Annotated in this window: 23 protein-coding genes, 1 tRNA gene and 1 riboswitch; of the genes, 7 read left to right on the top strand and 17 right to left on the bottom strand. The window is 61.2% G+C overall.

What is annotated here, in order from left to right; translation table 11 throughout:
* Position 1: 1 nt before the first annotated feature.
* From N675_RS09075 to secA, 7 genes are all read right to left on the bottom strand, one after another.
* Positions 2 to 208, bottom strand: coding sequence for a hypothetical protein (locus N675_RS09075; RefSeq protein ID WP_038039060.1), 207 nt, complete (start codon positions 206 to 208; stop codon positions 2 to 4).
* Positions 209 to 1,674: 1,466 nt separating this feature from the next.
* The gene (locus N675_RS09070) at positions 1,675 to 2,985 is read right to left on the bottom strand and encodes a hypothetical protein (RefSeq protein WP_051914510.1); all 1,311 of its coding nucleotides are present in this window, start codon (positions 2,983 to 2,985) and stop codon (positions 1,675 to 1,677) included.
* A 1,292-nt stretch (positions 2,986 to 4,277) separates the two neighbouring features.
* Complete coding sequence (locus N675_RS09065; RefSeq protein ID WP_156100853.1) at positions 4,278 to 4,784, bottom strand: hypothetical protein; 507 nt, start codon at positions 4,782 to 4,784, stop codon at positions 4,278 to 4,280.
* Complete coding sequence (locus N675_RS09060) at positions 4,753 to 5,022, bottom strand: hypothetical protein (RefSeq protein ID WP_038039058.1); 270 nt, start codon at positions 5,020 to 5,022, stop codon at positions 4,753 to 4,755. Before N675_RS09060 ends, N675_RS09065 begins: the two co-directional genes overlap by 32 nt.
* A gap of 128 nt (positions 5,023 to 5,150) precedes the next feature.
* Positions 5,151 to 5,906: a hypothetical protein gene (locus N675_RS14740; protein ID WP_038039057.1), complete on the bottom strand. Its 756-nt coding sequence runs from the start codon at positions 5,904 to 5,906 to the stop codon at positions 5,151 to 5,153.
* A gap of 830 nt (positions 5,907 to 6,736) precedes the next feature.
* Positions 6,737 to 6,812, bottom strand: a tRNA-Lys gene (locus N675_RS09050).
* A 336-nt stretch (positions 6,813 to 7,148) separates the two neighbouring features.
* Positions 7,149 to 9,758, bottom strand: a complete 2,610-nt coding sequence (secA, locus tag N675_RS09045) for a preprotein translocase subunit SecA (RefSeq protein ID WP_038039056.1) — start codon at positions 9,756 to 9,758, stop codon at positions 7,149 to 7,151.
* Between the two features lie 232 nt (positions 9,759 to 9,990).
* On the opposite strand from secA, the gene N675_RS09040 reads away from it, so the two are divergent.
* Entirely contained in the window at positions 9,991 to 10,380 is a 390-nt protein-coding gene (locus N675_RS09040) for a DMT family transporter (RefSeq protein WP_051914509.1), read from the top strand.
* 6 nt (positions 10,381 to 10,386) lie between these two features.
* Complete coding sequence (locus N675_RS09035) at positions 10,387 to 10,758, top strand: MGMT family protein (RefSeq protein WP_038039055.1); 372 nt, start codon at positions 10,387 to 10,389, stop codon at positions 10,756 to 10,758.
* Here N675_RS09035 and thiS read toward each other — a convergent pair.
* The 9 genes from thiS to N675_RS08995 all read right to left on the bottom strand — a co-directional run bounded on the left by thiS (position 10,718) and on the right by N675_RS08995 (position 18,907).
* Positions 10,718 to 10,990 (bottom strand): sulfur carrier protein ThiS, encoded by a 273-nt coding sequence (gene thiS, locus N675_RS14095; protein ID WP_081886968.1) that lies wholly within the window; start codon positions 10,988 to 10,990, stop codon positions 10,718 to 10,720. The two genes, N675_RS09035 and thiS, sit on opposite strands and share 41 nt — an antisense overlap.
* Positions 10,974 to 11,609, bottom strand: a complete 636-nt coding sequence (locus tag N675_RS09030; RefSeq protein ID WP_038039054.1) for a thiamine phosphate synthase — start codon at positions 11,607 to 11,609, stop codon at positions 10,974 to 10,976. The genes thiS and N675_RS09030 overlap by 17 nt, the downstream gene beginning before the upstream one ends.
* Positions 11,606 to 12,280, bottom strand: a complete 675-nt coding sequence (thiE, locus tag N675_RS09025; RefSeq protein WP_156100852.1) for a thiamine phosphate synthase — start codon at positions 12,278 to 12,280, stop codon at positions 11,606 to 11,608. Before thiE ends, N675_RS09030 begins: the two co-directional genes overlap by 4 nt.
* A gap of 2 nt (positions 12,281 to 12,282) precedes the next feature.
* On the bottom strand, positions 12,283 to 13,092 hold the full coding sequence (locus tag N675_RS09020; protein WP_038039053.1) for a thiazole synthase: 810 nt from the start codon (positions 13,090 to 13,092) through the stop codon (positions 12,283 to 12,285).
* Entirely contained in the window at positions 13,092 to 13,922 is an 831-nt protein-coding gene (gene thiD, locus N675_RS09015) for a bifunctional hydroxymethylpyrimidine kinase/phosphomethylpyrimidine kinase (protein WP_038039052.1), read from the bottom strand. Before thiD ends, N675_RS09020 begins: the two co-directional genes overlap by 1 nt.
* A gap of 76 nt (positions 13,923 to 13,998) precedes the next feature.
* A riboswitch (TPP riboswitch) is annotated at positions 13,999 to 14,108 on the bottom strand.
* Between the two features lie 42 nt (positions 14,109 to 14,150).
* Entirely contained in the window at positions 14,151 to 15,143 is a 993-nt protein-coding gene (locus N675_RS09010) for an ABC transporter permease (RefSeq protein ID WP_038039051.1), read from the bottom strand.
* Between the two features lie 9 nt (positions 15,144 to 15,152).
* Positions 15,153 to 16,163, bottom strand: a complete 1,011-nt coding sequence (locus N675_RS09005; RefSeq protein ID WP_038039050.1) for an ABC transporter permease — start codon at positions 16,161 to 16,163, stop codon at positions 15,153 to 15,155.
* A 79-nt stretch (positions 16,164 to 16,242) separates the two neighbouring features.
* Complete coding sequence (locus N675_RS09000) at positions 16,243 to 18,018, bottom strand: peptide ABC transporter substrate-binding protein (RefSeq protein WP_038039049.1); 1,776 nt, start codon at positions 18,016 to 18,018, stop codon at positions 16,243 to 16,245.
* Positions 18,019 to 18,247: 229 nt separating this feature from the next.
* Entirely contained in the window at positions 18,248 to 18,907 is a 660-nt protein-coding gene (locus N675_RS08995; protein ID WP_231577990.1) for an endonuclease III domain-containing protein, read from the bottom strand.
* A gap of 99 nt (positions 18,908 to 19,006) precedes the next feature.
* Here N675_RS08995 and N675_RS08990 point away from each other — a divergent pair, with 99 nt between their 5' ends.
* The 5 genes from N675_RS08990 to N675_RS08970 all read left to right on the top strand — a co-directional run bounded on the left by N675_RS08990 (position 19,007) and on the right by N675_RS08970 (position 24,436).
* The gene (locus N675_RS08990) at positions 19,007 to 20,218 is read left to right on the top strand and encodes a trans-sulfuration enzyme family protein (RefSeq protein WP_051914508.1); all 1,212 of its coding nucleotides are present in this window, start codon (positions 19,007 to 19,009) and stop codon (positions 20,216 to 20,218) included.
* Between the two features lie 80 nt (positions 20,219 to 20,298).
* Positions 20,299 to 21,504, top strand: a complete 1,206-nt coding sequence (locus N675_RS08985; RefSeq protein ID WP_038039048.1) for an aminotransferase class V-fold PLP-dependent enzyme — start codon at positions 20,299 to 20,301, stop codon at positions 21,502 to 21,504.
* Between the two features lie 15 nt (positions 21,505 to 21,519).
* A complete protein-coding gene (locus tag N675_RS08980; RefSeq protein WP_038039047.1) occupies positions 21,520 to 23,130 on the top strand; it encodes an amidohydrolase in 1,611 nt (536 codons plus the stop codon).
* A 109-nt stretch (positions 23,131 to 23,239) separates the two neighbouring features.
* On the top strand, positions 23,240 to 23,926 hold the full coding sequence (locus N675_RS08975; protein ID WP_038039046.1) for a metal-dependent hydrolase: 687 nt from the start codon (positions 23,240 to 23,242) through the stop codon (positions 23,924 to 23,926).
* Between the two features lie 111 nt (positions 23,927 to 24,037).
* A complete protein-coding gene (locus tag N675_RS08970; protein ID WP_051914507.1) occupies positions 24,038 to 24,436 on the top strand; it encodes a hypothetical protein in 399 nt (132 codons plus the stop codon).
* On the opposite strand, the gene N675_RS08965 is transcribed toward N675_RS08970, so the two are convergent.
* Complete coding sequence (locus N675_RS08965; protein WP_038039045.1) at positions 24,433 to 24,930, bottom strand: iron-sulfur cluster assembly scaffold protein; 498 nt, start codon at positions 24,928 to 24,930, stop codon at positions 24,433 to 24,435. The genes N675_RS08970 and N675_RS08965 overlap by 4 nt on opposite strands.
* Positions 24,931 to 25,046 lie beyond the last annotated feature (116 nt).

The raw sequence follows: 25,046 nt of genomic DNA, 5'->3' as shown, positions 1-25,046 counted from the left end.
GTCAGGAAGAAGGAGGGAGACGCATGCGGCGGCGCGCATCCTCCGAGACCAGGTCGTAGCCAACGGTCTCAAAGACGAGGATGTCATTGACCCACTTGTCCACATTGATTTCGCTGGGGTCAAGCGGTCGGTCGTCATCCAGCTCCGTCTTGCGCTTGCGGGGCCTTCGGGTCAGCCTCAGCGACGTCCGGGGCGGCTTCGTCGGCATCTCCCCTTGGTCAGACGGCGGCTTCACCCATCATTCTACCAGTTTGCTCATCACGACCGGTACGTCATGCTGCCACCATCCCCGACCACGCCCATCTCACGGCCCACGCCGCCTGCGTCCCCGCCGGCAACCAGGCATGACGCCGGTGACCGCCGTCCAGCCGCGCGCCCGCGGAGGCGCACGCGCGGCCGGCACAGCCCAGCACCGGCCGCCCATTGCAGCGGCTGCCTCCATCCGCGACCCGCCCGGCTCATAGCCCAATCGCACAGCCGTCCGCCAACGGAGGCGCACACACGGTCGGCACAGCCGACGGCCTGGCCTTCTGACACGTCTGACGCACCCACCGTCGTTTCTGACGCACTTGACGCAGGGGAGCGTCAGAAGCAATTTCCGCATGCCGACGCGGATCTTCCCGTGGTTTCTGACGTTTCTGACGCTTCTGACGCTCCTTTGCAGCACGTTTCTGGTGTGCAGCACCCTGCAGGAGTCAGCACCATCCCGGCGGCGTCAGCCCCCTCGAGCACGCCTGGGCAGGACGGCCGCCCTCGTGACCCCGCATCCACGCTGACGTCAGCCCCCTCGCGCACATGCGAGCAGGATGGGCATCGTTGTCTTAATCCCATGTCCGCTCCGACGTCAGCCCCCTCGCGCACACACGGGCAGGATAACCACCGTCTCGACCCCGCGTTCGCCCTCCATACAGCCCCCTCGCGCACACACGGGCAGCCCGGTGCGCACCCGACCAGCGCCGCAACCACGCCCCAGCCCCTGCGTCCTTCTGACGCGTCTGACGCTCTCCCAGCCATTTCTGACGCTCGTGCGTCAGGGGATCGTCAGAAGCAATTTTCCCATGCAGACAAGCATTTTCACCGGTACCCCGCGGGTTTCTGACGCTTCTGACGCTCCTTTGCACGACGTTTCTGGTGTTCATCTTCCTGCACGTGCTTGGCCTAGGCCCGAGCACAACAACCGCAGGCGCGACGTGCCGTCGGTGCACAATGACGGGACGTCCGTTTGACGCTCTCGTGGTGGTTCTGACGCCCTTCTGACGCTCGTCTGACGCACCCGATCGCGACGAGCGTCAGAACGATTTTCCGCATACTGACGCGGATCTTTTCGTACTTTCTGACGCTTCTGACGCTTCTGACGCTCGTTTGCAGCACTTTTCTGGTGTTCGCCACAGCACGCACAGCGGCCCTGGCCGCGCCCGCCGTCTGACGCTCCCGGCATGGCCCCCTCCTCCCGTCGCAGCCGTGATCCCGGCCACGCTCCGTGCACGGGCAGCCTGACCGCTGTGCTGGTAGCCTCGCCGCTTTCCGCACGTGCCCGTGACCGGGTTGCCTCCCCGCTCAAGGCCGTGAACAGCGAAACGGCCCCACGGCACGCACCGGGGGCCGCTCGCCATGTCCACCGCGCGACAGGACAGCACGCGGTCCATCCCACCGCCTGCCACGCGCGCCCGGCGCTCAGCGCGCGAGCCGGAAATAGGTCGGCACATAGCGGTCAGACGGCGACTCGCGATCATACATCAGCAAGGCTGCGGCATCGCTTGACCGCACCTGCCAGCACACATTGCCGCGGATCGTCCCGCCGGTAAAGACTTCCGTATCGCTGATCTCGTTCGGAATCACGCCGCAGTCATCTTCAAATGTTGAGTAGGACACATTGGCAGGGCCAACCGCGCGCAGGCGATACGTTCCGTCAAAACGTGCGGAACCCTGACCGTGGTAGGTCGCCTCGACGGTCGCGATGAAGAACTGGTAGCCCGGCTTGGGCGGCGTATTAAAGCGATTTTCCCGAAGGACCAGATCCGTGGCGTTGGGGATCACGTCGACAACCCGGATTTCCCAGTTGCCGTAGACCAGCGCCGACTGGCCAAGCGGGATGGGGTTAGCCCGGCTGCCGACATCGGGCGCAAGCTCGTAGCGCCAGCGATAGTAATGCTGGCCGACGTTCCCGGCCTCGACCTGCCAGCCAGGCGGGTTGTCCGGCGTGTAGGTCAAGACGCGCCGCTCAAAGACTTGCACCAGGACTTGCTTCGGCACCCCGCCGACCCGCACAGTTGTCCAATAGGCCTCAGTAATCGGAAACCCGGTCGCGTAGAACGGATTGGGGAAGAGCGGCCCTTCTTTAAACGCGCCATATTCGGCGATGATGCCGCTGCTCTGCATGAACGCCCAGAACGGAGATGCAACAGTATGGCCGGTTTCCGATACCAGGATCGCGGCCGTGACACCGTAGCGGGCAAGGCTCGGGTCGTTGCCGACATGCCCCTGCCGGTCGAGGGTGGCGGTGATGGTCTGGCCAACCGGAAGCGCTGGTGCGGTCAGCAACGCGGTAAACGTGGCGTAGGTGGGCGCATTGGGATCGTCTTGATCGCCGGCCACGTTGATCTGGGCTGGACCGTAGTCGCGGAACAGCTGGTCGCCAAGCTGTCGCTTGCCCGTCACCAGTTCCTTGGCTAGCAGGCCGTTCGTGACGCGCCACGGCGAGTCGTACGGCTCACGTTCGTTCAGCTCCATGCGCGTCTTATCGAAATACTGGACATACCGTCCGCCGTCCTGCGCCTCGGCGTAGGCTTCAGCCAGGCGCGGGGTAATTGGATTCGGTCCCCACATCCAGGTGCGCGCGACCACGCCCTGCGCGACTGGCAGGTCGGTACGTTCCCATGTCCGCTGGAACTCGTATGAGCCGAATACTTCAGCTGCTCGAGCGAGTGAGACAACCTGCCCGAGGAGCAGCGCAGCAAGAATGAACAGAACTGTCGGTCGTCGCATCTGATCCTCCTTCCCTCTCAGGTGGCGTATGACGCCGGCGTTCTCCGCCACGTTCGGACTCGCGCGTGTCGCACTTCGATTGTCGGGGAGAGACGGGAAGAGTGGGGTTCCCACGGTTGCTTGACAGTCGTGGAGGTTGCTGCGGCCTGCCGCTGTTTGGGACATCACATTAGTTCAGAGTGGTGCGCAGGGGCAGGAGGCCGGTGCGCACGCCGGGCTGGAGGGTGTGCGCGGGCCACGGCTGGTTGTTCGCACTGCGACCCCCGGCAAGCAGGCAGGGGAGAGCCAGCCGGTGAGCAACACCAGAAAAGTCATGCAAAGGAGCGTCAGAAGCGTCAGAAACCCGCGGGTGGCGTGTCATTTTCCGCATCAGGAAGCCGAAAACGCTTCTGACGCTCCTCACCGTCAGGTGCGTCAGAAACGCGTCAGAAGCGCGTCAGCAGGGCGTCAGAAACAGGGGGCGTGTCAGGCGCGTCGGTCGGGCAGCTGCCCGGCCAGCCGTGTGGCAGGCGTGGCAGCGTTCCGCGGGGGTGTCAGACCGGGTCGGGTGCGGGGCGGTGCACCACCAGGCGGGCGGCACAGCCGGGCACAGCCGGTGCGTGTCGCGGGCAGGCGGCTAGACGGCACAGCCGCTGGGCGGAGTGGCAGGCCGTGAGACGCCTGGCTGCTGCACACCAGAAACGTGCTGCAAACGAGCGTCAGAAGCGTCAGAAACCCGCGGGGTACCGGTGAAAATGCTTGTCTGCATGCGGAAAATGCTTCTGACGCTCCTCACGGCCGGGTGCGTCAGACGAGCGTCAGAACCACCACGGGAGCGTCAGCAGCCGAGCACCGGCGGCAGGTGGCCGTCACGGCGTGTGCGCACCAGGCCAAGCATGCATGGGAAGGAGGGACACCAGAAACGTCGTGCAAAGGAGCGTCAGAACCGTCAGAAGCGTCAGAAAGCACGAAAAGATCCGCGTCTGCATGCGGAAAATGTTTCTGACGCTCCCCTGACGCACGAGCGTCAGAAAGTGCGTCAGAAACAGCGGGGGAGCGTCAGACGGTGCACGCGTGTGGGGGAATGCTAGCCGCCCGGCAGGACGGGCCCGGCTGGCGCTGAGGCCGGGTATGGCTGTGGCAGGCGGCCAGCGCGGCAGCGGCAGCAGGGGCAGGCAACGCGTCAGCTGACAGAGGCGTGCTGGTGCTGCGTGAACGTGACGTGGGCAGCGCCCGTTCCCAGCAGCCGTCGGCGCGCCTGGAGGTTGCCGCGCGCCACGGCCACGGGGTGCCGTTGCCTGCTCCTCACGCACTCACTGCCAGAGTGTGTCGTTGAGCTGGAGGGCCAGTTCGTAGAGTTCGTCGATCACCTTGTGGAGGGTCGGCCAGTTGTCCCGGCCAACCCAGACGACCTGTTCCTTCCCATGCCGGTCGTACACATGCTTGTGATGCGCGTCCAGGTGACCTTCACGGCTATACTGATGGTCATTGTCATAGCGAAAGCGTTCGCGCACCTGGCCATCCGGCAACTCCCGCAAAGCCTGGTAGGCAGAGCGCACAGTCTGTACCTCACGCCGCCCACGGGCAACGCGCACGGCGAGGACTTTGTCAACAGCAATGCTGTACCCACCACGAACGTGCAACCGGCCCCGGATGGTGAGGCGATTCCCGCCCTCTGCCGTGCGCCACTCGAGCGCGTCGTTGATGAGGAATCCCCGTCGTTCCCAGAACGCGAGGGAGCCTTGATGTGTCTTCACGTCGTTGTCGAGGCTATTCCACCCGTGCGGGTCACCGTGTTGTCCGGGCCTTGCGCCGGGCATGCTGTTCGATCTCCCAGAGGTGCAGCCACTGGTTGACCTCGAAGGTTTCTGCCAGGCGCCCCTCCTCGATCGCCTGGTGGATCTGGTCAGAGGGAATGCCGTAGCGCGCCTCAAACGCGGCGATGGCCGCCCGGCGCTCCTCAGCGAACTGACGCTGCCCCTCGGGGTTACGCTGGCGGCGCAATTCCGCCTTGTTCTGGCGAATGCGCTCGGTGCTCTGTGTCTGATCCTGGAGCATGCCCGTGCTCCCTCCACATTTGGATCCTCCATCTACCATAGCGTATCGGTCAATGGCATGACAGCTTGCATTACCCGTTTTGGACGCTGTCGCGTGTCACCCGCGCCCACGCTTGCCCACGTATGCCCTCATTGCGGGAGTTGCGCGAGCGCCTGGTTGAACGATTGACTCGCCTGCTTGATCTCATCCGAAGCCTTCTGGATCCGCTCGGCATCGAGATGATCGACGCCGTAGGCGAAGTCGTCAGCTGCTTGAGCAAACTTCTCAAGCCCGTCGAGATAGAATGCATGAAACGACGCGAAGCGTGGCGGCGGAGTGAGCGCTCTCGCTTCATCACGAATCAGCTTCCAGGTCGCTAGCTCGGCTGCGACCTCGATGCGCCACTGCTGGTCAAAGAGCAGCCCTGGTTCTTTCTGCATGCGTTGGATATGATCGACGAACCGCTGCAAGGAGCGCTGCATCCGCTCCGCCTGATCACGAATAGCGGCGCGGTACCGTTCCTCTTCCGGCGTGAACGCTGGTGTCGGGGTCGGTGCTGGTGTCGGCGTTGGTGCTGGTGTTGGCGTTGGTGCTGGTGTCGGCGTCGGTGCTGGTGTCGGGGTCGGTGGCGGCGTTGGACGAGGCGGAGGGAGCGTCGGAGCGTTGACGGCCCCCTGGACGGAGGCGAGGGACGGGGTCGGCGACGGCGTGGATGGGGTCACGATGGTCGCGCACGTTCCGAACCAGAGCAGCGCCGGGATAGCGGCAACCACAAGCCAGCCACGCCCAGGCCGCCGCGCAAGCCAGATGGCCGCAAGCACGCCCCAGAAGAACAGCCAGCCAAGCAGTTGCACCCACCACCGTTGCCGACGAAAGCCCTGCCAGATCTGATCTGCCCGCTGCATGGCTCACTCCTTTGTACGCGTTGCCGTTGTGTCAAGCGTGCACCCGGTAACGGGAACCACGGGGTTCCCGTCCTGCGTTTCCCTCCGCCTGAACCGCGATATCAGCCCCAGCCGCACGGTGGACAGGCGGAGCAGGAGGCGTTTCCCACGCATGGATGGCGACCGAGCCGCAGGGCGTCGACAACCCCGCGTTCCCCTGCATGGGCAGCGCAGGCGGCTCGCGTACCCTACACCGCGCGACACGGTGCGCGCGTTCTGGCCGCACCCGTGGGCCTGCCACGCCCACAACCACGCGCACCATCGGCATGCCACGTTCCGGCTACGCATCGGGGTCAGGCCATGCGCGGGAACGCACGCCTGCTCCGTGTCATGACGGCGCGCTTCGCGTCGAGTCGGCACACGCGCGCAGCTGGCGCGCGGCGCGGTCGCGGGGTCATCCTCCGATAAGCGCGTGCCGGAGATGGAAAAGTACGCCCGCGGGGTGGTCGCACCAGGGGACGGTCGCTTGTCGTTGCCAGTCACCATGAACGCTGCTTGCTGCAAGGCTGCAAGGCACGCAGCGGACGGCCAGCCTGTCGGCAACGACGCTGCGGCTTCGCGCTCCGTCGCGAGGGGCACGGGCAACGGCTGGCGAGTGCCAGTCGGTTTGCCAGTCAAACGCGGAAGCAGCTCGTTCCGCACAGGCCGCAGCATGCCAAACGCCAGCCGCTGCAACCGAAGGCCACCTGGCCGCCGTGCGCATTGCAGCATGATTGCAGGACACGCGGCGTGAGCGACACGCAGCGGAAGCCAACCGGTGGCGTGGTTCCGCGTCCTGTTGCGGGTTTACGTGGTAGGCCGCGAGGGACTCGAACCCCCAACCCGCTGATTAAGAGTCAGCTGCTCTACCAATTGAGCTAGCGGCCCATGCTGCGTGGCATTTCCCCACGCAGTGCCTTAGTATAGCAGGTCTTTAGCATGTATGGCAAGTGTATATTCCTGCATCCCGATTCCCCTCCGAAGCAGCAAAAGGGGGCATCCAGAATAGCCATGCCAATGCTATGTTCTCACCGAGGCAAGAAGAAAACACAGAAGAAGCATCGGCAAGGAACGCTCACGCTGGGCAGCATTCCCCTCCCCGCAGCATGCCGCTTCCATGGAGGCAGAACGTGCCAAGTTAGCAGCAATCCCGCACTCCCTCACCCCTATCCTGCTCGGTATGCGAGCAGAGAGCGTGGTAGATCCGGGTGAGGAGATGCGGCGCTACTTGCTCGAAGGAACAGCAGCACGCGCCCCCAGCTCCTTTGGCAAGCAGCACTGCTTGTATTTCTTGCCACTACCGCATGGACAGGGGTCGTTACGACCAACCTTGCGCTTCTTCGCCGGGCGACTACCGTTGCCATCGCCTGACCGGTTTGGAACACCGCCTTGCAGCACCGGCCGCGTGATCGCCGGCGCCAGTTGCACACGGTACATCAGGTGGCTGACGTCGTACTCGATGTTCTTGAGCAACTGCTGGAACATCCGGTAGCCCTCAGTCTTGTAGGCCACTAGCGGATCGATCTGCCCGTAGGCCTGCAAGCCGATGCTCTGGCGCATGTGCTCCATCTCGGTGAGGTGTTCGACCCAGAGCTGGTCAATAACCCGCAGCATCACGAGCCGCTCAAGGGTGCGCATCGTCTCTTCACCGAGTTCGGCCTCGCGCGCCGCATAGCGTGCCAGCGCGCGCTCCTGCAGCAACTCCTTGACTTCGTCTGCCGAACGCCCGCTCAGCTCTGCAGGGGTAACCGCGGCTGGATCATTCAGAAGGCCACAGAATGCTCGAGCCAGGCCTTCAACATCAGGCCCCTCAGTACTTTCGCGTGTAAACGCCTGCTCGACCATCTGCGCGACTTGTCGCTCGATCATCGCGAGCACGTTGTCACGCAGGTTCTCGCCCTGGATGATCTTGCGTCGTTCGGCGTAAATGACCTCACGGTGTTTGTTGATCACATTATCGTATTCAACTAGGTGCTTGCGCAGGTCAAAGTTGTAGCCTTCAACTTTCGTCTGCGCACTCTCGATCGTCCGCGAAACCAGTGGATGCTCGATTGGCGTATCATCGTCGACGCCGAGCCGGTCAAGCAGTCCTTGAATGCGGTCGGAGCCGAAGCGCCGCAATAACTCGTCCTCAAGAGAGACGAAGAAGCGGCTCGAGCCGGGATCGCCCTGACGGCCAGCGCGCCCACGCAGCTGGTTGTCGATACGCCGTGCCTCATGACGCTCGGTGCCAATGACATGCAGTCCGCCCTTCTCAGCCACGCCCGGGCCCAGCACGATGTCCGTGCCGCGCCCAGCCATGTTCGTCGCAATCGTCACCGCGCCAGGCTGCCCGGCCTTCGCGACGATCAATGCCTCGCGCTCGTGATGCTTCGCATTGAGAACTTCGTGGGGGATGCCCTCACGCTTGAGTAGATTGCTCAAGTATTCGCTTTTCTCAATCGACGTCGTCCCGACAAGCACCGGCCGTCCTTGGGCATGCATCTCCTTGATCTCACGCACCACAGCGCGGAACTTCGCTTCTTCTGTACGGTAGACCACGTCGGGGTAGTCGATGCGGATCATCGGCTTGTGCGTTGGGATGACGACGACCTCGAGGTTGTAGATGGTGGCAAATTCCTCGGCCTCGGTCGCAGCGGTACCAGTCATGCCAGCAAGCTTTTCGTACATACGGAAGTAGTTTTGGAACGTGATGGTCGCCTGCGTCACCGTCTCGCTACGAACCCGAACGCCTTCTTTGGCCTCGATTGCCTGGTGCAAGCCCTCGCTGTAACGGCGGCCGGGCATCAAGCGTCCGGTGAACTCGTCGACAATGATGATTTCACCATCGCGCACGATATAGTCGCGGTCACGATGGAACAACTCCTTCGCCTTCAGCGCCTGTTCGAGGTAGTGAACAAGATCAGCATAACGGTCGTCGTAGAGGCTTTGGCCGGGCGGGATGTTCAAGAGTTGCTCAACTCGGTCAATGCCAGCATCAGTCAGGGTAATCGCTCGGTACTTGAGGTCAACAGTATAGTGGACGTCCTTTTTCAGCTGCCGCGCAATCTGGGCAAACTGGTAGTAGCGGTCGACAGTCTCATGGGCTGGACCGGAAATAATGAGTGGTGTCCGCGCTTCATCGATCAAGATGTTATCGACCTCATCAACAATCGCGTAGTAGAGTTCGCGCTGGACGAGATCTTCTGGCCGATACACCAAGTTGTCACGTAGATAGTCAAAGCCGAACTCGTTGTTCGTGCCATAGGTAATGTCGGCCAGGTACGCCTCGCGTCGGGAAACAGGTCGCCAATGGTTGAGCCGGTCATCGGGGCTTGGGTTTGGATCTTGATATTCTGGGTCGTAGATCGCTGAGAATTCATGGCAGATCACCCCGACACGCAAGCCAAGGAAGTGGTAGATCGGCCCCATCCAGCCACCACCGACTCGCGCCAGGTAGTCGTTCGGGGTAACCAGGTGGCAGCCGCGTCCGAGCAGCGCGTTCAAGTAGAGCGGCAAGGTAGCGACGAGCGTCTTGCCTTCGCCCGTCTTCATCTCGGCGATTTTGCCCTCGTGGAGGACGATGCCAGCCATGAGCTGGACATCAAAGTGGCGCATGTTGATCGTGCGCCGGGCAGCCTCGCGTACCGTTGCAAACGCTTCGGGCAGAAGGTCGTCGAGTGTTTCCCCCTCGGCAAGCCGCGCCTTGAACTCCTCCGTCTTGGCTCGGAGTGCCTCGTCGGACAGCGCTTGCATCTCCGGTTCAAGCGCGTTGATGCTGTCGACGATCTTGCGCAGTCGCTTGAGCTCACGCTCGTTCGGATCGCCAAAGATCTTGCTCAGAAATCCTCGCATTGATGCTATCCCCTATGCTCTCCGCGTGAGCAGTAGTGGGCGTCCTGTGCCCACGCTCAACTGCGGGTTCAGTTTCCGCATCAAGTCTACCGCACTCCCGAGTGACGAACGCTCCAGGTGCGCCCATGAGCGGTATGCTCTCGTGCAGAGCACGTGGGGGTAGCAACGGGGGGCGTCGGATTAGTGAAGGGCACCAGCGCGGCGTCCCCTGTCTAGCGAAAGGGGAAGGGTTATGAACGGTCACCGCGCGTGGATCGATGCCTGGTTGCCACACACTGGCCAGTTCGTCGTCGCGGTCGGGCTAACACTTGCCAATCTCGCGTTTAATATCATCGCTGGAGCAGCGTTTCGCTTCTCGGCTGATAGCGCAACATGGGAACGCTTTCTCTTCTGGCAAGTAATCGGCAATGTGGCTGGCTTCATCACCGTCATCACGCTGACGGCGTTGCTCCGCCTCGTGCCACTTTCCATTGCGTACCCGGTGACGACTGGGCTGGCGGTTATCGGCGTCCAAGTGCTCGCCGCAGCCTGGCTCTTTCATGAGCCGATCACTCCGCGGGGTTGGCTTGGCACTTTCTTCATCGTGGCCGGCATCCTGATCATCGGCCGAAAGGGGAGATAATCGACCATGACTGACACGACCAAACTGAGCCCGTTCGCGGCGCGCGTCTTCGCCATCGTCAAACGGATTCCACCAGGGCGTGTCACCACCTACGGTAGAATCGCGCGGGCTGCTGGCGCTGGGCGCTCAGCCCGCATGGTCGGCTGGCTATTGCACCACTCCCCGCCAGACGTCGCAGCAGTTGCCCACCGTGTCGTCAATCGCAACGGTGAGCTGACTGGTGGCTGGGCCTGGGGGCACCCAGCCATCATGCGCGGGTTGCTCGAAGCTGAAGGGGTTCGCTTCGTCGCCGAGTACCAGGTTGATCTGGCCGCACATCTCTGGGAGCCACCGCTGCTCACCGAGGCACAGGACGACCAGGATGCCTCCTTATCCTAGAACGGGTGCCGTGCGCCGGACTGCCACCCCCGACGAAGTGGACAATCTCCAGCTGGTCACCATCGTGCAATACACGCTGGTCAAACTGATCGCGGGGCACAATTTCACCATTGTGCTCGACGGCGACTAGTTGCGGGTTTAGTCCCCGTACACGGAGCAAGTCAGCAATCGTCTGCACGCTCTCGAGCGTCATCCGCTTACCATTGATCACTAACTCAAGCTGCACGGCCATCCCCCTCATTCAGCGCTTGGTGATAGCGCCGCGCTGCCGCCACTGGGTCTGACGCCGCGAGCACCCCCGAGATGACCGCGATCCCCCACGCGCCGACCGCCAGCACCTCGGGCACCCGCTCAGGCGTGATCCCGCCGATCGCGATCACGGGCAGGTGACAGGCTGCCACGACCTCGCGCAGGGCAGCAAGCCCACGGCCCGTCACGCCAGGCTTGCTCGTCGTCTCGTAGACATTGCCGAAGAGAAGGAAGTCGGCTCCCGCCTCCTCGGCATGCCGCGCTCCCGCAACATCGTGCACCGACCGGCCAATTAGCATGTGCGGGCCGAGCAGATGCCGCGCTGCCGCTACTGGGATGCCCTGTTCTGGCAACTGCACACCGTCAGCCTGGGACAGCAGCGCAACATCCAGCCGCTCGTTAACAAAGAGCGCTGCTTGTCCCCCTAATCGCTGGCGACACTGCTGCGCGAGGTCAAGCAAGATGCCACCAGGAAGATCCTTCTCCCGGAGGTGGAACGCCTCGACGCCCGCCGCCGCCAACGGCTCGAGCAGATCGATGAGGGTTGCCAGTGGCAACAACGTACGCTGACTCAGCACGTGGAAGCGTGGAATGTGCTTCATCTGCCGCGCTCACCTCGTGCAGCGTCGACGACCTGGCGTAACGCAGCCGCTGCCCCGCGCACGTCTTCAGCACCAAAGACCGCGGCGATCACGGCAACTCCGGCGGCGCCAGCTCGGATCACCTCCGCTGCGTTCGCCGCGGTAATTCCCCCAATACCAACGACTGGAATATGGACACGCTGCACGATCGCCTGTACATGTGCCACGCCCACTGGCGCACCGGCGTCGGGCTTCGTCGTCGTGGCATAAATCGGCCCAACACCAAGGTAGTCTGCACCTGCTGCTTCAGCCTCTTGCGCCTGCTCGAGCGTCTCTGGCGAAAAGCCAATGACGAGATCATCTCCGCCTAGCCGTCGCGCCTCAGCAACCGGCAGATCCGTCACCCCGAGGTGTACGCCATCCGCCTCGACCGCGAGCGCAAGGTCAAGGCGGTCGTTGACGATAAAGAGGGCCCCAGCTGCACGGCAGAGCTGGCGCAGCACACGCCCCAATTCGACCGCATCCCGTAGCGGGCCGCTCTTCCAACGGAGCTGCACAGCTGTTGCTCCACCTTCAAGGGCCTGGGCAACGAGTTCGGCTTGCGAGCGGCCACGCGCTAACGTCTGGTCAGTGATGACGTAGACGCGCAACGCAGCCCGCAGTCGTTCTGGCGACCAGGCACCCCGCTGCACGGTTAGCTCCGTCCAACGATGCCTTCGAGCGGGCTGCTGGCCGCGGCATACGGCTTCTTCGGGATGCGCCCAGCCAAGTAGCAGAGCCGCCCAGCTTCAATTGCCAGCCGCATCGCCCGTGCCATTCTTACAGGGTCACCAGCTTGCGCAATCGCCGTGTTAATCAGGCAGGCATCGGCTCCCAGTTCCATTGCCAACGCAGCGTCAGATGGTGCGCCAATACCCGCATCCACAATCACCGGTACGTTCGCCTGCTCGATGATGATTTGGATGCCGCGAAAATCTGGCAAGCCTTGCCCTGAGCCAATCGGCGAACCAAGCGGCATCACCGTTGCACAGCCGATCTCCTCCAGTCGCTTGGCGAGCACAGGGTCAGCGTTGATGTAGGGCAGGACAACGAAGCCTTCGCGGACAAGCACACGTGCCGCTTCAAAGGTCCCAATGGGATCGGGCAGCAAGTACTTCGGGTCGGGAATCACCTCAAGCTTAATCCAATTCGAGAGTCCCATCGCCCGCGCAAGCCGTGCCACGCGGATCGCCTCTTCCGCTGTGCGGCAACCAGCGGTGTTCGGCAGAATCTGATACTTTGACCAGTCGATGACTTCAAGGATACTGCGGCTCTGCGGATCGTCGAAGTTGATGCGCCGGAGCGCCACTGTAATCATCTCGCACTCGGCTGCCTCAAACGCCGCCAGCATCTCCTCATGCGAGCGCCACTTTCCCGTGCCAAGAATGAGTCGCGAGCGGAACTCGCGGTCGGCGATCTTCAGTGGACGATCTTCCACCCGAACTGTTTCAGCCGTTTCGACCATCACTGCACCTCCTGCTGTGCTTCAGCCCTGGCTGGCCACCATGCATAAAAATGGTGAACTGGCGACTGCCCCGCGCCGATCGGATACGCATGCTGTAACGCCTCGTGTAAATAGCATTTTGCTTGCCAGACCGCACTTGGCACGTCATGCCCACGCGCCAGGAATGCAGCAATCGCGGCCGAGAATGTGCATCCCGTGCCATGGGTGTGGCGTGTCGGCACGCGGGGTAAGACGAAGCGTTCGAATGACTCGCCGTCGAAGAGGAGATCAACCGGCTCACCAGCCAGGTGTCCGCCTTTCACGACGACGTACCGTGGGCCGAGCGCATAGAGAGCACGAGCTGCCTCGCGCATATCAGCCTCACTCGTGATCTCATACCCTGTCAGCACCTGTGCCTCCCAGATGTTTGGAGTAATGACGAGCGCAAGGGGAAAAATCTGTTGCTTCAGCGCAGCAATTGCATCCTCACGCAGCAGTCGATCGCCACTTTTGGCAACCATAACCGGGTCAACGACCAGGTTGCGGATACCATGCGCCCGAATCCCAGCGGCGACGGCGTCGATAATCAGCGCGGAACTCAGCATGCCGGTCTTAGCCGCTTGTGCCCCGATGTCCGTCATCACCGCGTCAAGCTGCGCGCGAACAATTTCGGGTGGAATGTCGTGCACGGCTGCCACACCGAGGGTGTTTTGCGCCGTTACAGCCGTAATCACCGTTGACCCGTAGACGCCGAGCGCTGAGAAGGTCTTGAGGTCAGCCTGAATTCCAGCGCCTGCCCCGGAGTCCGAGCCGGCGATGGTCACCGCTTTGGGCACAGTGTGTGCCGTCATCCGCGTCTCCTTTCCTGCATTGGCCTGGGGTGCAGAAAACCGCCGACCTTGCGGTTCGGCGGTTGCGGAGTGAGCGGATCGCGATCCGGTGCCGTCCCTGCGCTGGTATTACCCAGATCAGGTTCGGAGGGTTGGCGGGCCGCGCGCCCAGCCTCTCAGCGCCTCTGCGCACCCCTGGCAACCGTCACTCCTAGCCTAACACTAGCCGTCTGCGCTGGCAAGCTACCGCTAGCGTTCACTCTGCCGCGGATCGAGCGCATCACGGAGACCATCGCCGACAAACGTGAAGGCCAAGGTAATGAGCGCAATCGCCAAACTCGGCGCGATCAGCATCCACGGCTGGGATTCCCACGCCCGTGAGCCGTCCAGGATCATGCTGCCCCAGCTTGTCGGAAACGGCGCATCCAGGCGGACACTCGGACGAACGCCAATACCAAGATAACTCAAGATTGCTTCAGAGATAATTGCGCCTGGTACGATGTACGCACCGACCACGATGATTGGCCCTAGGGCATTCGGCAAGATATGCCGGAGCAGGATTTGCGAGGTCGGCGCACCGATTGTTCGAGCAGCTTCCACAAATTCTTTTTGCTTGAGGGCTAACACTTCGCCCCGTACAAGCCGCGCCACGCCCGTCCAGTTCACAAGCGAAAGGGTGATGAAGAGCAGAACCAGCCCGTTGAGCAGCCGGCCAAACCAGGCGTCGCGGAACGCGACCTGCATGATGATGAAGAACAGCAAGTCCGGAAACGCGTAGATCACGTCGGTAAAGCGCATGAGCAAGTTATCGATCCGCCCTCCGGCGTACCCGGCAATTAGGCCAATGACCGTGCCAATCAGTAACGTACAGATCATCGGGATAAATCCGACGATCAGTGATACGCGCGTGCCATAGATCAGCCGACTGAACACGTCGCGACCAACGGCGTCCGTCCCAAGCGGGTACTCCCATGTCCCGGTGCGCATCGGGTTCGGGTCGTGAATCCACGCCGCCTGGCGGTAGACACCCGCGTGAGCAACGTCGGTCTTGACCGGATTATGGGGTGCAATGACTGGGGCAAAGATCGCAACGATCGCCAGGAAGAGCAAGTACACCACGCCAACGATGGCCATTTTGTTCCGCCGAAACCGTCGCCATGCGTCGCTCCACAAGCTCCGGGGCGGATGCCGCAGGAGGAACCGTTCGTCAAGCGCACCGACCGCAGTTGTCGTGCTCGCCATGTGATCCTCCTAAATCCGAATGCGGGGATCGAGTAGCCCGTACATGATGTCGACCCACAGGTTTGCGATGGCGACCATCACGGCATAAAACAGCGTGGTGCCCATAATCATTGAGTAGTCGCGCGCGGCAATCGCCTGCACATATTCGCGGCCCATCCCCGGCACGTTAAAGATCGACTCGATGATGAACGAGCCGGTGACCAAGCCAGCAATTGCCGGACCGAGGATCGTGATGACCGAAATGAGGGCGTTGCGGAGCATATGCCGTGTGATAATTGTCGGTTCGCGCAGCCCCTTGGCCCGTGCTGTTCGGATGTAATCCTGCCTGATGACTTCAAGCATCGCTGAGCGCGTGAGGCGCGTGATATATGACATCGTGCCGAGACCAAGGACGATGCCCGGCAGAATATAGGCAGTCGAGAACCCTTCCCACTCCTCTGGACTGCGAATCGGCTTGACGCCAAACCACTGGCTCAACGCAATAATGAGCAAGACCCCGATGATAAAGCTCGGCACAGAGACACCGGTTGTTGCGATGCCAAGGCTAAGGTAATCGATCCAGGAGTTTTGCCGCAGTGCTCCGAAAACACCAAGGGGGATTCCGACAACAAGCGCAAAGACAGTTGCCACAAGGCCAACTTTCGCCGTTACCGGGAATTTTCGGATAAGAATGCTCTGGACCGACTCTGAGCCGCGAGAACGATAGGATGGACCAAGATCGCCGTGGGCAAGATTGAAGAGATAGTTGAAGAACTGGCTGTCCAGGAAATCACGGGCTAGGCGCAAGGGATTGCGCTCACCATGAGCCCACGCCGTTCGCACTTCATCAGGGTTAAACCATTCTGGCTTATCTAAGCCGAACTTCGCGTTCAGCGCTTCCAACGTCGCTGGTGCAACATTCTTCTCTTGATCCCACGGCCCACCAGGGGCACGGTGCATCAAGAAGAACGTGATGAATGAGACCGTCAGGATGACGGGGATGAGCCAGAGTACGCGCCGAATCACAAAGCTGAGAAACATTGCGACCCCATTCCCTCATGCAGGCCAAGCGGGACAGGGGATCATCCCTGTCCCGCCCACCGCCTCTCGCACCCACGCCTTAGTGGGGCTGAATATCAAGCGTGAGCAGTGACCCGAACTCACCCGGGAAGGCATCATCACTTGGCGTTGGCGTGTACCCAGTCACATACGGCTTGACCAGGAAGCGATTGATCGGGTTGTACAGGAAGGGACCGGGCACGTCATCCACCAAGATTTGCTCAGCCTGCTGATAGAGCTGCACGCGCTTGTTCGGGTCAAGCTCCTTGTCAGCCTGGGTCACGAGATCGTCAAATTGCTTATTGCAATACCCGAAGCGCTGCGCAAAGGTCGCATCGCACTTCCAGTACACACTGAGCCAGTTCTGCGGGTCTGGATAGTCCTCGATCCAGCCAGCTGGTGTCATCTGCGGATACGTCTTGATGTCCTTGCGCATGGCCACCAGCGTCTTACCGTCGACCGGATCAAGGGTAATGTTGACGCCGAGAATGTCGCGGAACTGGCCCGCAATCCATTCCATGCGCGCCTGGTTCGCAGGATCGTCACTGTTGTAGGTCAGCTTGATCGGCGGCAGCTTATCCGGACCGCCATACTTCGACTGCGCTAGTGCTTCCTTTGCTTTCTGTGGGTCAAATCCATACTTGTCGATGTTGGCGTTGCCGGGAATCCCAGGCGGAATCCACTCAAGCGTCGGCTTGCAGTCACCGTTACGCACCTGCTCGCAATAGGTCTTGCGGTCGAACGCATAAGAGAAGGCAAGCCGGACGTTTTTGTCGGTAAACGGCTCCTTCGTCAGGTTGAACGACAGGTTAATCGTGGTCGCGGCGGTGTACTGGACGAGCTGCTTGCTCAGTTCAGGATCGTTCTTAATTGCTGGCAACTGTGAGGGATCAGGCGAGAACATGTCAAGTTGGCCAGCCTTATAGGCTTCGAGCGCAACGCTACTCTCTTTCTGATAGACGATGTCAATACCATCGAGCTTGGGCCGACCTGCCCAGTAGTTGGGATTCGCCTTAAAGCGAATCAGCTGATCCTCGACGATCTCGGTGATCTGGAACGGGCCATTGCCGATCTGCAGCTTCGGGTCCTTCCACCAGTTGTCACCGCCTTTCTCGATCAGCTCTTTACGAGCCGGGTAGAAGACCCAAAGCGATGCAATGGTCGGGAAGTACGGCGCTGGGTGTGTTAGCTTAATCACCAGCGTCCGATCGTCCGGCGCCGAAACACCGAGCTTTTGCCGGGCTGCTTCGTACTTCTGCGTGTCCTTCGGGTCAACACTCGCAAAGTCCTCGCAGCCGACGATGTCAAAGAGAATCGATTGGTACTCGCCCGCGGTCTTGGGGTCGCAGGTGCGCTCGACAGCGTAACGGAAGTTCTCGGCCGTTAGCGGCGTCCCGTCGCTGTACTTCAGGCCAGCGCGGAGATGGAACGTCAGGGTCAGCCCGTCGGGGCTAAACTCCCACGACTCTGCCGCTGCTGGCACGGTCTTCATGTTCTTGTCGAGCTGCGTCAAGCCTTCGTAGTTCATATGCAGGACAGCGATTTCGTTACTGAAAGAGCTCTTCTGAGGATCGAAGATATCGGGGTAGGTGTACTCGTGAATGCGAAGGACTTTATTCCCCGTTGCCTGTGTTCCTTGGGCAGTTGGCGTCGTTGCGCTCGCGGCCTTGGTTGCTTGTGGCGTTTGTGCTGCCGCTGCCGTCGGCGAAGCTTGTTGCTGCTGGGGGGCTGGCGTCGGCGTCGCGTTCCCACCGCCGCACGCGACAAGCGTCGGCAGGAAGAGCGAAAGCAACGTCAACCAAACGAGCCATTTGCGGCTCAAGCGTTTCCTTGACATCTCCCTCACTCCTTACACACCTTGTTCGTGACAACATTCCGTCCGGTACGCGTTCAAACAGTGACCGAACCCCCTCTTACGCGCCGTTCTTCCCCCTTTCACCCGCGCATCACCCCACACAGCACTCCCTGTCCTGGCAGTCGCCAAGCCCTCCTCTCTCTCACCATGCATTCCCTCTATCTGTTTGGTAGCACAAGTCGATTGATTCGTCAACATTGTTGCAACATTGTTAGCGTGAGATGCTGACGCCGACACGCGCGCACATGTCGGCAACCGGGCAACGCGAACACCACGGCCGTTTCGGCGTGCAGTAATGCTTGCCGAACGGCACAAGCAGCGGGTTGATTTCTCCCCAGAGTGCCCGGGGCACGCGTGCCTCAAGTGCCTGGAGCGTCTCCTCTGGTGTGCGCGTCCGCACGTATCCCCAGCGGTTGACGATGCGCTGGACATGGACGTCGACTGCGATGCGCGGGATGCCACAGGCAATCGTCAGGGTGAGGTTCGCGCATTTCGGGCCAACGCCCCGAAACCCGCGCAATGCTTCATCGGTGCACGGCACTTCTCCGTGATAGCGTGTCAGCACGTCGCGGGCAATCGCGTGCAGCGTTTCAACTTTCTGCTCGGCAAACGTCACCGGGCGGATTAGTTCGAGGAGCCGAGACGAAGCAAGCTGCAGCAAGGCTTCTGGCGTGCGCGCCTCAGCAAACAGCCGCCGTGCAACCGGCACTGTTGTCTCATCGCGCGTGCGGATGGAGAGCACACAGGCAACGAGCACCTCAAAGGTTGAGCGGTATCCCTCCTCAGCCAGCGCGAAGAGCGCCGCTGGTGGATACGGGCGAATGGCCTCACGGATCCGCTCAAGTGCACGGGCAAGATCAATGTCGGTCACACCTTCCTCCGCGCGACGCAGCGAGTAGGACAGCAAGCCCTTATACTGGATGCGCTGAACCGATGTGCTCGACTCGTCAGGAAGGAGCATGCCAAAGACATGGCCGACACAACGCGCACCTGGTTGCGCTTCGCAAGCCGCGCTGTCCATGCCGGCGAACGTCCGACTCCACGTGACTTCATTCCAACCACTACGCCGATCTATCCAAGCTCAACATTCATCTACGACGATCTCGAGAAGTTGGATGCAGCGCTCGGCGGGGCAGAAGGCGTCTTCGCCTATGCCCGGTACGGTAACCCGACCGTCCAGGCACTCGAGACAGCGGTAGCCGCGCTCGAAGAGCAAGAAGCGGCCATCGCCGTCGGTTCGGGCATGGCTGCTGTCAATCTTGTCATCCTCGCCAACGTTGAAGCTGGCGACCAGATCGTCGCGTCGCACGATCTCTACGGGCAGACCATCACCTTGCTCAAGGCTGTCTACCATCAGCTCAACGTCCAGACAACGTTTGTCGACATTCTCGACCTTGCAGCAGTCGAACAGGCGCTTGTAACCGGCAACGGGCGGGTACGACTTGTCCTCTGCGAGGCGATTTCGAACCCGCTCCTCCGTGTCGCCGACATTCCGGCCCTCGCAGAACTCGCACATCGCTACGGGGTCAAGCTCGTGGTTGATAGTACGTTCGCCACTCCGTACCTCATTCGCCCAGGCACGCTCGGGGCCGAGTACGTCCTGCACAGCGCCACCAAATACCTTGGCGGCCACGGCGACGTTATGGCCGGAGTTATCGCCACCAGTGCCGATCGCCGCTGGGAACTAAACGAGATGAACAAGGCCATCGGTAGCCTGCTCGGTCCGTTCGAAGCGTGGCTCGTTCTTCGCGGGCTAAAGACGTTGCCGCTACGCATGCAGCGTCAGTGTGACAATGCCGCGATCGTTGCACGCTGGCTTGCCGAGCATCCACGTATCAGCCGGGTCTACTACCCAGGGCTCGAGACACATCCGAGCCACGTAACCGCGCGGCGGCTCTACCCCGACGGCCGCTATGGCGCGATGGTCGCGTTCGAGATTCGCGATGGCACGCGCGAGCGGGTCTTCCGGTTCCTACGCGCCCTCCGCATGATCGTGCCCGCCACAACGCTCGGCGACGTGTACACCGAAGTCCTCTACCCGATCATGGCCTCACACCGCAACGTCCCGCCGGAGCAACGCCAGATCATGGGAATCACGGAAGGGCTCGTCCGGCTTTCGGTCGGTATTGAGGACCCGGAGGATATTATCGCCGACCTCGAACACGCCCTTGCCGCTTGTTAGCCCGTCGTGCTGATTGACAGAACCCGGCATACAGGGTATAGAGGCGGAGAAGGTTGGAGCAAGCCGGGAGACGGGAGATCATGACTGAAAAGACAACGAATGTCGCAGCAATTCGCGACGCCATGCCAGCAGTAACACGGCACGTTTACCTCAACACGGGCACCTGTGGCCCATTGCCGCGGCCGGTGGAAGAGACAATGCGTGCCATCGCGGAAGCCGAACTGGACGATGGGCGTATCGTGCCAGAGCGTTACCTCATCAATAGTGACCTCAAGCGACAAGCCCGTGAGGAAGTTGCCGCACTCTTGGGTTGCTCTCCAGACAACATCGCCCTCACCCGCCACACAACTGACGGCATCAACATTGGCGTGCTCGGCATCAACTGGCAACCAGGAGACGAAATCATCACAACAGACATGGAGCACCCAGGTGGCCAAGCGCCACTGTTCACTGTCGCGCGACGCTATGGGGTCACAATTCGTACGGCAAGACTCGGCGACGGTGGCGGCGATGTTGTCGGCGCCATCGCACGGCTGATCACTCCACGCACACGCCTGATCATGCTTTCCCACCTGACGTGGAACACCGGCGCGATATTGCCCGTTGGTGCGGTTACCGAGCTTGCGCACCAGCATGGCATCCTGGTCGTCGTCGATGGCGCGCAGTCAGCCGGCTCTATCCCCGTCAATGTGACGGAGCTGGGCGTCGACGTCTATGCCATCCCGGGACAAAAGTGGCTGTGCGGTCCTGAAGGCACTGGAGCAGTCTACATCGCGGACAATGCGCTCGACATTCTGCAGCTCACCGTTGCCGGCTACAGTTCACTCGCTATGCCACATGGCATTGAACCAATCGGCGGTTATCTACTGCCGAAGGCAACTGCTGAGCGCTTCGAAGTCGGCGGCATGAACATGCCAGCGATTGCTGGCCAAGCAGCAAGCATCCGCTGGATTCGCACGACAGTGGGTTTTCCCTGGGCTTTTGAGCGGATTCAGCAACTCGGCGACTACGCGTGGCAGTCGCTGAGTGAACTCGACGGCGTTCACGTCATTACACCACGCCACTGCATGGCCGGCCTCGTCTGCTTCACTGTCGATGGCTGCGATCCAGCTGCGCTCGTGCAGGCGCTCTGGCAAGAAGCCAACGTCATTGTGCGCTTCATCAGCCATCCTTACTGCATCCGGCTCTCGGCGGGTTTCTACAACACCGAAGAGGATATTGACCAGCTCATCGATGCCATCCGTCGGCTTCGTAAGCACTGCTCGCCGAGCACAGCACACGCGTAGTTAAGGAGCACCAGCATGGCCGCTGATCTTGTTCTCTACAACGGCCAGATCTTAACTGGCCACCTTGGCCCTGCAGCCCATCCGACAGCGGTCGCCATCCTCCACGGGCGAATTGTAGCTGTCGGCGACGACGACACGGTTCGCCCATGGATTGGCCGTCATACCGAAGTGCTTAACCTCAATGGACGAACTGTTACCCCTGGCTTCAACGACGCGCACTGCCACCCAATGGCCGTTGGCCATGCCCTCAGGGAAGTTGACGCCCGAACTCCACCATTGCGCACCATTGACGAACTCGTCGCGCGTATCGCCGAACGGGCGCGCTCGACACCGCCCGGGACATGGATCATCGCTCGCGGCTACGACCAGGCCCGGCTTGCCGAGGGACGACACCCGAGCCGGACAGATCTTGACCGTGCCACTACCCAGCATCCAGTACTGCTCGTGCGTGCCTGTGGGCATATCGGTGTTGTCAACAGCCAGGGACTGGCCTTGGCCGGAATCACCGCGACAACGCCAGACCCACCAGGCGGCACCATCGACCGCGATGTACACGGCGAACCAACCGGCGTCGTGCGCGAGGCAGCCCTTGAGGCAGTACGGCGATGCATTCCTGAGCCAACAGTCGAGCAGATTGAGGAGGCGCTGATTAGTGCCGGCCGTCTGTTCCTCTCGCACGGCGTCACGAGTGTCGCCGAGGCCGGCATTGGCAATGCCCGCGAATTCACAGCCTACCAGCATCTTGCCCAATCAGGGCAACTACCAGTCCGCACGACACTTATGGTGCGCATCAACGACCTCTTCGAACCATTTGCCGAACTCGGGCTCCGCTCTGGCTTCGGCGACCACTGGTTACGCATTGGTCCGATGAAACTCTTTCTTGACGGGAGCATTGGCGGACGGACCGCGCGGATGTCAGAGCCATATCTAGGCACAGAAGACCACTATGGACTGTGGACCGAGGATCCGGCTGTCCTCAAACAGAAGATCATCCGCGCCCACCTCGCTGGCTATCAGTGCTGTGCACACGCGATCGGCGATGCAGCAATCGAGCTCCTGCTTGACGCCTATGACGAAGCACTTGCACTCGCCCCGCGCCCGAACCATCGTCACCGGATCGAGCATTGCAGCATCCTACGGCCAGACCTCCTCGATCGCATCGCCCGGTTGAACGCGATCCCAATTCCCGGCACGACGTTCTTATACGACTTTCAAGAAGCCTACACAGCAGCCTTGCCGCGCGAGCGCTTACGCTACACCTACGCCATGCGCACATTCTTCGATCGCGGCATCATCGCCGCGGCCAGCACCGATGCCCCAGTCTGCTCAACCAGCGCCCTCCTCGGTATTCAGACGATGGTGACACGCCAGAACGCCAAGGGAGCTACTCTTTGGCCAGAAGAATGTATTACGGTGCTGGAGGCCGTCCGCGCTTATACCTACAACGGTGCGTATGCCACATTTGAAGAGCATATCAAGGGCACGATCGAGCCGGGCAAACTCGCCGACCTGACGATCCTCGAGACAGACCTCCTGCGTGTCGCTCCAACTGATATCGCTGCCATCAAGGTCGACTACACCATCATCGAGGGACGTGTTGCCTACGAGCGCCCAGGAGCAGCATAACGCGGGCCGGGGTCCGCGACGGCGCGAGATTTGACGGTTTCGCTTCCGCGCAGCACGCGCCATAATAAGAGGGCTGCTATGAGGGAAAACAGGAGGAAAGGAGTGGCCAATGGCAGTAACGGTGCGATACCTCGGACATGCAGCGTTCGTGATCGAAGCAGACGGCAAACAGGTAGTAATCGATCCGTTCCTCACGGGTAATCCGCTCGCTGCCGCGAAACCTGAAGAGCTTTCTCCCGTCGCGATCCTCGTTACCCACGCTCATAACGACCATGTTGGGGATGCCGTCGCGATCTCGAAGCGCACGAAGGCACCAATTATTGCCACCTTCGAACTGGGAAGCTACCTTGCTTCGCAAGGAGCAGAAGCGATTCCCGCCAACCATGGCGGTACAGTGAAGTTCGATGGTGGCAGCGCCAAGCTCGTTCCAGCCTGGCACACCTCGACCTATGGCGATACCTTCGCCGCGCCAGGCGTCCCGGCTGGCTTCGTTGTACGCTTCGGCGGTAAGGTGCTCTATTTCGCTGGTGACACTTGCCTCTTTGGTGACATGGCATTGATCGGTGAAGAGGGACTCGACCTCGCCGTCTTGCCGATCGGCGACCATTTCACCATGGGGCCAGCCGACGCCGTTCGCGCGGTGAAACTGCTCAAGCCACGCGTTGTCATACCCTGCCACTACAACACGTTCCCGCCGATTCAGCAAGATCCGCACGCCTTCAAGCGCGACGTTGAAGCGCAAACCGAAGCTGTCTGCGTTGTGCTCGCTCCCGGCGAGCAGTACACGCTTGCCTAGCGTACGTGCCGCATGTTGCATTCTTACCCGCACTCCAGGCATAACCGGAGTGCGGGTAGTTCGTATTGCCCTCTAGCCTGTGTTCGACATGTGGCAAGTGAGGCTGGAACGATGACAGACAAGACCAGCGAAGGCTTCATTCATCGGGAAGAAGTCTCAGCAGCACTCGCGCAGGAAAGCTTTCAACGTAAGGTCGTGACGACCCGCCAGGCCAAAGACATCCTCAACGACGCGATCGCCTTCTTCCAAGCTCGTGGCTACCGGGCGGGATTCACTGGCCGGCCAAACCAGGTCTATGTCTTGGGAAAACGCGAAGGACCATTCCCGCGCGTAACCGCTGAAATCCTCGTGCAGCCAGGAGTCGGCAAACGCGGGACGACACTTGTCACCGTCAGCGGGTTTGGCCCTTTGCTTCGTCAGCACCTTCAAGATTATGTCAACCACTTGCGTGCCCAGCGACGCACGCCGCCCACCATCCCTGCGCCGCCGAATACGCTCAACGAGGATTAGTGTGGCGTGCGGTGCTGGGTGGCATCGTGTGCTGCCTCGCCAGTAACGATGCCATACTGGGCATTTTCGGCTTCAACAGCAGCGAGACCAGCTTCCTCCCGCAGGCGGTCGCGCTTGAACTTCGTCACCGCCGCCTTCAGCGTCCCCAGCGCCAACGTGGCACAACGCGGACGGAGCTGCACGGTTTCCGAGCCAAGCAGTTCTTCCATCACGTGGTAGTCAGCTGACAACACGTCGTCGAGCGACCAGCCCTCTTCACGTACAGCCTCGATGAGTAAATCGGCCGCGGCCTGACTGATCGTGCAGCCCTCACCTTCGAACGTCACGTCAGCAATCGACTTACCATCGTCAGCCACTGTCAAGTAAATTGTCACTACATCACCACACCCTGGGTTGCCTCCTGGCATGATGACGTCCGCCTGCGGATTCGGCTTGCGATAGCGCGGTGAGCGGTAGCGCTCGGCCAAGAGTTCAATCTGTTCCTGTCGGTCCATCCTGTTCACTCCAAAAATGCGCACGCGTCCATGCACAGGGAAATCCTACCATTTAGGACACCGCAGCGGTTGACGAATTCCGATTGATCTAGTAAGGTATGCAGTGAGAAAAACGA

Origin of the sequence: Thermorudis peleae (assembly GCF_000744775.1) — a bacterium.
Lineage (GTDB): Bacteria > Chloroflexota > Chloroflexia > Thermomicrobiales > Thermomicrobiaceae > Thermorudis > Thermorudis peleae.
This window is presented reverse-complemented; position numbering and strand designations above follow the sequence as displayed.